This window comes from Achromobacter sp. 46006 (assembly GCF_059761975.1).
Genome location: NZ_JCBANN010000023.1, coordinates 65,542 through 72,045, shown reverse-complemented (window position 1 = coordinate 72,045; position 6,504 = coordinate 65,542). Strand labels below are relative to the sequence as shown.

Below are 6,504 nucleotides of genomic sequence, written 5' to 3'. Positions count from 1 at the left end.
CGCGTTGTAGGGGACTGGATACGCTTTTATAACCACCGGCGCCCACACCAGGCGCTCGGCATGAAGACCCCGGCTGAGGCATTTGCATTAGCCGCTTAAACTGAGCAGGTTCTGCTGGGTCATTACATCAGCGTTTCCGTGGTTTCTCATCCCACATAGCTGCCGGTCTGTGCCACGAGTCCGCGTCAAACGCCCTGCACAAACGCCAGCGTATATCCGTTGCCATCCACCAGCCCGAACTCATGGGAGCCATAGGCCATGCGTTGCAATGGCCAGGCGATGGGTGTCTTGTCCTTGACCTGCCGGTAGAACGCTTCGACATCGGGAAGCGAGAAATACAGGGTGCCGCTGAATCCTGGCACCCGCTTCCACAGATCGAGCGTGGTGAAGATCAGCCGGCCCCCGTGTTGCTCCACCGTGAGCGTGCCTTCGGCGGAGTCGGTGACGGTGAAGCCAAGCACAGACCCGTAAAAGTCGCGGGTTGCGGCGAGATCGATGGTGTGCAGCAAGGCGGAAAGCGGCATGGCGATGTCCTGCGCGATGGGGAGCCACACGATTCTTTCATGGATCGCCCGATGACGTTTTATCCTTCGGGTTAGCAACCTGGAATTCATCGCCGTTCCCCGAGCCGCAGAGCCCATCCCATGTCAACCCGCGACCGCCTCAAAACCTGGGCCCGGCGCATCAAGCGCGATGGCCTGACCCTCTGGTTCGCCGGCAAGCACCCCCGCACGCCCTGGCACGCCAAGGCGCTGGGCGTGTTCGTGGTGGCCTACGCGCTGAGTCCGATCGACCTGATTCCCGATTTCATCCCGGTGCTGGGTTATCTGGATGACGTGCTGTTGCTGCCGGGCCTGATCTGGCTGGCCATCAAGCTGTTGCCGCCAGATGTGCTGCGGGAATGCCGCAACCAGGCGGACGCGTGGATCCAGGCCAAGCGCGAAAAGCCGCGCAGCCGGGTGGGCGCGGTGGTGATCGTGGTGCTGTGGATGGCGGTGGTGACGGCAGTCGGCTACTGGCTATGGCGCTGACGCGGCACGCGGTTCAATCTTCCAGAAATCCAAGCGTGCGCAACTCCGCGATCGCGCCCAGCTCCTCGTCACGCCGCTTCTTCGGCGCGCCCAGGGATGCGGCCAGCAGCATGGCCGGCCGGTCGGATTCGTCGAAGGCGCAGTCGTGCAGGTGCAGGTCGTGGAAATGCGTGTCGCCCTTGTCCAGGGCCTTGCGGAATTCGTGGCCTTCGATCTTTTGCATGGAGCGTGCGTGTCAGTTGCGGCTGGCGGTGGCCAGGCGCAGCGCCAGCGCCAGGAACACCGATCCCAGTACGTACTGCGGCCAGCGCGACACGCGTTGGCGGCCGGCCCAGCGCCGGCTGAGCTGGTGCGCGGCCAGGATGACGGCGCCGTTGATGAACAGGCCGATGACGTTGAGGATGGTGGCCAGCACCAGGATCTGCAGGGCCACCGAGCCGTCCTGCGGGCGCACGAACTGCGGGAACAGCGCCAGCACGAACAGCGCCATCTTGGGGTTGAGCAGGTTGGTCAGCAGGCCTTGCAGGAAGACTTCGCGCACGGGCGAGCGGGCCCGGGCGGCATCGGGCATGTGCGACACGGGGCGCGAGCGGAACGCGCGCACGGCCAGGTACAGCAGGTAGAGCGCGCCGGCGAAGCGCACCGCGTCGTAGGCCATGGGCACCGCCACGAATAGCTGCGACAGGCCGAAGGCCGCCAGCAGCGCGTGGCAGTAGGTGCCGGCCTGGATGCCGGCCAGCGAGGCGAAGCCGGCGGCCCTGCCCTGCGCGGCGCTGCGAGAGGCGATCAGCAGCATGTCGGGGCCGGGCGTCATGGCCAGCGCGACGCAGGCGCCGCCAAAGAGGACGAGGGTGGCGGGGTCGAGCATGGAAGGTTCTTCGGCGGGCGGGGCGTGGACGGGGTCTTAGCGGGGCTGCTGGGGCAGGCTGCAACCGGTGTAGAACGTCTGGCAACTGGTGCCGCTGTCTTTTGCGCAGGTTTCCATGGCGCGCATGCGGGCCAGTTCTTCGCTGGCGGCGGTGGCGGAACGCACCATGACGCCGCTGCCCTTGGGCGACGGGCCGTAGGCGACCGCCACGCACTGGTCGCGGTAGCTGATGTTGATCTCGCAGCGGGCGCCGCCCTTGGCGGTGCATTGGGCCAGCGCGTCTTTTTCGGCCTTGGCCTTGCTGGCCCACTCGGCGGCGATGCCGATCACGCCCGAGGGCGCGTCATAGGCGACGGCGCCCCAGCGCTGGGCCTGGCGCGAGACCGGTGCGGACGGTCCGTCCGCGCGGATTTCGCCCGGGATCGGCACGCATTGCTGGCCGGGCGTGACGGCGCTGGGGGTGTAGCCGGCGGGGCAGCCGTGCTCGGCTTGCGCCGTGGCGGCGAATGACAGGTTCAGGGCGATGGCAAGGCAGGCAATGATCAGGGTACGCATGGGTCAACTCATTCGTTCGATAGACCGCCCAGCAGGGACAGGGCGGCGTCCAGCGACAGCACGGTCGTGCGTGACTCGAAAGCGGTCGCGAACAGGTGGTCGTGCACGACCGGGTCGGGGTCGTGGCAACAGTCCTTGACGGTCAGCAGGCGGTAGTCGGCGTCGCTGGCGTGGGCGATGGACGACAGCATGACGCCGGTGGAGGCGACGCCCACCATGATCAGGGTGTCGATGCCCTGGGCCGATAGCCGGGGTTGCAGGTCGGTGCCGAAGAACACGCTGGCGCGGTGGGCCAGGATGATGGGTTCGTCGTCGCGCCGGCCGAGTTCGGGCGAGACGCGGTCATGCACGAAGCGGCCCAGTTGTTTGATGCCCTGCCCGTTCTTGTTGCGCGGGCAGACTTCCGGGTAGCCAGGGCTGAAATGGATCTTGGCGAAGTAGACGCTTACACCGGCGCGGCGGGCGGCATCGCAAAGCTGCCGCGTATTGGCCAGCAGCGTGGGGGCGACCGCCGGGAACAGGTCCATGATGTCGGTCTGGTAATGCATGACCAGCAGGGCGCTGCGCGCCGGGGCGATGGCCAGGGGCTGGGCGGTCATGTGCCACTCCGCGAAGAGGTTCGTCATGACCTCTCAGTGTAGCGGCAGTCGCGCGGCGCCGGGGCGCGCATCGGGTGATCGACCCGCGCGCCTTCCGCGTTGTCGCTTATTTCTCGGTGTACTGCTTGCCGGCTGCGTCGTAGACGTAGGTGACCGCGTCGGCCGCGCCCAGTTGGCGGGTCTTGCCCGGGCCGGCGATCTCGGTGCCGCTGGGGGTGACGGTGAGTTTCGGCATGTCGCTGCCCGGCTGCGCGGCGAAGGTCAGCTTGCCGGTTTTGGCGACACAGGGCATCACGTCGCCGTCGGCGCAGGCGGCGCTGTTGTCGTCGCCGGTGAGGATGCTGCCGACGTAGGTCCAGACCTTGTCCTTGAGTTCGTCGCGCGGGCCGATGTTGAAGACGAACAGCGCGTAGCCCTCGAAGCTGGTGCCGTTGTCGAAGCCTTGCGTCGGCACGGCCAGCATCAGCTTGCCGGCGGGCGTGCGGTATTCGAGCGGCTTGCGCCGGGTGTCGACGGCCTCGGGCCGTTCATAGGCGCCGAACATGCCGATGGTGTGCTCCATGCCGCGGAATTTCCAGGGGCGTTCGGCGCTGGAGCCGGTCAGGGTGAAGGTGGCTTCGGCCAGGTTGACCTGGGTGTCGGGGCCGGCTTCGTCCTCGCCGGGTTGGCCGTAGCGCTCGCGGGTGTCCCAGGTGAAGCCGGTGAAGTACTGCGTGCCGTTCAGTTCGAAGGCGTGGCCGAACCAGTAGGTGGCGATGCTGCCGTTGGCCACCTCGTACGAATCGGCGCCTTTGCCGTCGATCTGGTAGATGGCGTACATCACCGTGGGCGCGTCGGGCGGGGTGACGGCGGCGGCCTGGGCGGTTTGCGCGGCCTGGGCCGCCGACAGTTTGCCAGCAGCGGCGGGCTCGGCGGCGCGGGCCGCGCCGGCGCCCGCGCCCGCGCCGAACGCGGCCAGGGTGGCGGCGACCAGGCTGGCCAGGGCGACACGCAGTAGCGGGCGGCCAGAGGAATCGCGGGCGTTCAGACGCGTTTTCATGTGAGGTGGGGTCTCGTCGGTCCTTGGGGATGCACCGGTCGCGCGTGGTGCGGCGCCATCTTAGTGGCGCGCCGCTGTTCGCGTCGCACAACAGTTTGCCAATTGTGTCCGTTTGCCAATGGCGCAAGCGCCGCGGCCGGGGGGCCGTGGCGGACGCGCTCCGGGTCCGCGAGGCCTTCAAGGCAGCTAATGTTGAGTATTAGATTTACTTAAGGTGCCGGCATTTCTTTGACCGGGCATCGCCGCATTTTTAGCATCCCTGATAGGAGACAACATGGGCGCGCTGAAGAACGATTCGAGCCTGGACATCCGCATGCTGCGCATCTTCGCCGCGGTGGCATCCGCCGACAGCCTGTCGGCGGCGGCCCAGGCGCTGAACATCACGCAGTCGGCCGTGTCGCAGACCATTTCCCAGATCGAGAGCACGCTGGGCATGCGGGTGCTGGACCGGTCGCGCCGGCCCTACCGGCTGACGCCGGCCGGCGTGACGCTGCATCGGCAGTCGCGCCAGATCGTGGATGACGTGGACCGGCTGATCTCGCAGGTGCGCGAGGCGGACTTGATGAACCGGCCCGCGATCCGCATCGGCATGATCGACTCGTTCGCGGCCACGACGGGGCCGGCCATCGTCAAGCGGCTGACGCAAAGCGCCAGCCAGGTGCTGGTGTGGTCGGGGCTGGCCTATGGCCACGCCCAGGCGCTGCTGAACCGGCAGGTTGACATCATCGTCACCACCGACGCCCTGGACGATGTGGACGGCCTGGCGCGGCGCGCCATCCTGACCGAGCCGTTCGCGCTGGTGGTGCCGGCGGCGCGCGCCGATGCGTTTGCGCGCATGGACCTGCGCCAGGCGGCCCAGGCCGCGCCGTTCATCCGCTTCAGCGGCCGTTCGCATTTCGGCGCCATGATCGAACGCCATATGCGCCGTTGCAGCGTGACCGCGCCGCCGTTCCTGGAGATCGACACCAGCGATGTGGTGATGGCGATGATCGCCGCCAATCTGGGCTGGGCCCTGATGACGCCGCTGTGCCTGCTGCAGGGCCGCTCCTGGCTCGACCGGGTGGCGGTGCTGCCGCTGCCGGGGCCGGGCCTGGCGCGCACGCTGCACCAGGTATCGCGGCAGGACGAATTCGGAGAGATGGCCGATATGTTCTGGCAGATCAGCCGCACGGCGCTGGAGACGGAGATCTTCCCCCAGGTGGGGGCGCGGCTGCCTTGGCTGGGGCGGCAGATGCGGCTGTGTTGACCGGCCGCGCCAGCGCCGGGATGGCGCGGCGAATGGACAGGAAAGCGGGCCCCTGGGCCGCGCACACGCACGTGTGCATGCTGTCCCCACCAGGGGCCTTTGCCTGGGGCGGCACACGATAACAAGGGAGAAGGACATGCAGGAGACAAGACGCAGATTCATCCAAGGCGCCGCCATGAGCGCCGCGGCCCTGGCGCTGCCGCTGGCCGGACGGGCCCGGGCGGCGCAGGCGCAGGCCGTCCGCTACGGGGGATCGGCCTGGCTGGGCCACTATCCGGCCTGGCTGGCGATCCAGGCCGGCTACTTCAAGCAGGAGGGGCTGGACGTGGGCTGGGAGTCGTTCGGCACCACGTCGGCGCGTGTCAGTGCGTTGCTGTCGGGCAATATCGATATGGCGGTCACGGCGGCGCCGGCGGCCCTGGCGGTCATGTCGCGCGGCTCGCGCCATTTCGCCATCATCGGCGTGCCGGAGAACTTCGGCCGGGTCGAAGGCCTGATCGTGCGCGATGGGGTGCAAGGCCTGCAGGACCTGAAGGGCAAAAAGATCGGTGTGACCTTTGCCTCCAGCGCGCACCTGCTGGTGCTCAATCTGCTGGAACAGGCGGGGCTCAAGCCCGGCAAGGACGTGACGGTGTTGAATGTGCCCGCGCCGGAGATGCCGGCGGCCTTCCAGGCCGGCCAGATCGACGCCGCCGCCGCATGGACGCCGCAGTTCAATGCCATCCGCGCCATGCCTGGCGCGCGGCTGCTGGCCGACGATACCCGGTTCTCGCTCTACCAGGCGTATGGCGTCACCCCGGGGCCCGATGTGCTGGTGGCGCGCCGCGCGTTCCTGGACAAGCATCCCGAGGCCGTCAGGCGCTTTCTCAAAGCGTACTTCCGCGCCAACGAGCAATTGCGCGGGCAACCGGACAGCACGGTGGCGGCGCTGATGCCATTGACCAAGCTGGCGCCCGCCGATCAGCTTGAAATGGTCAAGGGCGCCGACTGGTATGGCGCCGCCGAGCAGGCGGCGCTGCTGGCCCCGGGGGGTAAATACATCGACGGCCTGCAGAAGCTGGCGGAAATGATGGTGCGCTACGGGCAGATCGACAAGGCGCCTGCCGTGCGCGACTGGGTCGATCCCGCCTATCTGTAGGCGGCGCCGCTGCCGTCCACCGACGATT

At 67.9% G+C, this 6,504-nt stretch carries 10 protein-coding genes; 4 read left to right on the top strand and 6 right to left on the bottom strand.

Going from position 1 to position 6,504, the window contains the following annotated elements; all coding sequences use genetic code 11:
• On the top strand, positions 1 to 99 hold a 99-nt coding region (locus AC6LKG_RS13595), incomplete at its 5' end, for an integrase core domain-containing protein (protein WP_156525619.1).
• Positions 100 to 185: 86 nt separating this feature from the next.
• On the opposite strand, the gene AC6LKG_RS13590 is transcribed toward AC6LKG_RS13595, so the two are convergent.
• Positions 186 to 554 (bottom strand): VOC family protein, encoded by a 369-nt coding sequence (locus AC6LKG_RS13590; protein ID WP_498165096.1) that lies wholly within the window; start codon positions 552 to 554, stop codon positions 186 to 188.
• 90 nt (positions 555 to 644) lie between these two features.
• Between AC6LKG_RS13590 and AC6LKG_RS13585 the strand changes: the two genes are divergently transcribed.
• Positions 645 to 1,031: a YkvA family protein gene (locus AC6LKG_RS13585; RefSeq protein ID WP_498165095.1), complete on the top strand. Its 387-nt coding sequence runs from the start codon at positions 645 to 647 to the stop codon at positions 1,029 to 1,031.
• Between the two features lie 13 nt (positions 1,032 to 1,044).
• Here the strand turns inward: AC6LKG_RS13585 and AC6LKG_RS13580 are convergent, their stop codons facing one another.
• From AC6LKG_RS13580 to AC6LKG_RS13560, 5 genes are all read right to left on the bottom strand, one after another.
• Complete coding sequence (locus AC6LKG_RS13580) at positions 1,045 to 1,254, bottom strand: hypothetical protein (RefSeq protein WP_498165094.1); 210 nt, start codon at positions 1,252 to 1,254, stop codon at positions 1,045 to 1,047.
• Between the two features lie 12 nt (positions 1,255 to 1,266).
• On the bottom strand, positions 1,267 to 1,899 hold the full coding sequence (locus AC6LKG_RS13575; protein ID WP_054419531.1) for a LysE family translocator: 633 nt from the start codon (positions 1,897 to 1,899) through the stop codon (positions 1,267 to 1,269).
• A 36-nt stretch (positions 1,900 to 1,935) separates the two neighbouring features.
• Positions 1,936 to 2,454 carry a DUF4189 domain-containing protein gene (locus tag AC6LKG_RS13570; protein WP_498165092.1) on the bottom strand — a complete coding sequence of 173 codons (519 nt, stop codon included), beginning with the start codon at positions 2,452 to 2,454 and terminating at the stop codon, positions 1,936 to 1,938.
• Between the two features lie 8 nt (positions 2,455 to 2,462).
• Positions 2,463 to 3,053 (bottom strand): cysteine hydrolase family protein, encoded by a 591-nt coding sequence (locus tag AC6LKG_RS13565; protein ID WP_498165090.1) that lies wholly within the window; start codon positions 3,051 to 3,053, stop codon positions 2,463 to 2,465.
• Positions 3,054 to 3,159: 106 nt separating this feature from the next.
• Entirely contained in the window at positions 3,160 to 4,092 is a 933-nt protein-coding gene (locus AC6LKG_RS13560; RefSeq protein ID WP_498165088.1) for a hypothetical protein, read from the bottom strand.
• 274 nt (positions 4,093 to 4,366) lie between these two features.
• Here AC6LKG_RS13560 and AC6LKG_RS13555 point away from each other — a divergent pair, with 274 nt between their 5' ends.
• Positions 4,367 to 5,338, top strand: coding sequence for a LysR family transcriptional regulator (locus tag AC6LKG_RS13555; RefSeq protein WP_498165087.1), 972 nt, complete (start codon positions 4,367 to 4,369; stop codon positions 5,336 to 5,338).
• 136 nt (positions 5,339 to 5,474) lie between these two features.
• Entirely contained in the window at positions 5,475 to 6,476 is a 1,002-nt protein-coding gene (locus AC6LKG_RS13550; protein WP_498165085.1) for an ABC transporter substrate-binding protein, read from the top strand.
• The last annotated feature ends 28 nt before the right edge of the window (positions 6,477 to 6,504 follow it).

Coding starts and splice junctions, on each gene's coding strand:
- AC6LKG_RS13565 (WP_498165090.1), bottom strand. CDS start 3,053: ATGACCGCCCAGCCCCTGGCCATCGCCCCGGCGCGCAGCGCCCTGCTG.
- AC6LKG_RS13570 (WP_498165092.1), bottom strand. CDS start 2,454: ATGCGTACCCTGATCATTGCCTGCCTTGCCATCGCCCTGAACCTGTCA.
- AC6LKG_RS13585 (WP_498165095.1), top strand. CDS start 645: ATGTCAACCCGCGACCGCCTCAAAACCTGGGCCCGGCGCATCAAGCGC.
- AC6LKG_RS13575 (WP_054419531.1), bottom strand. CDS start 1,899: ATGCTCGACCCCGCCACCCTCGTCCTCTTTGGCGGCGCCTGCGTCGCG.
- AC6LKG_RS13555 (WP_498165087.1), top strand. CDS start 4,367: ATGGGCGCGCTGAAGAACGATTCGAGCCTGGACATCCGCATGCTGCGC.
- AC6LKG_RS13550 (WP_498165085.1), top strand. CDS start 5,475: ATGCAGGAGACAAGACGCAGATTCATCCAAGGCGCCGCCATGAGCGCC.
- AC6LKG_RS13580 (WP_498165094.1), bottom strand. CDS start 1,254: ATGCAAAAGATCGAAGGCCACGAATTCCGCAAGGCCCTGGACAAGGGC.
- AC6LKG_RS13560 (WP_498165088.1), bottom strand. CDS start 4,092: ATGAAAACGCGTCTGAACGCCCGCGATTCCTCTGGCCGCCCGCTACTG.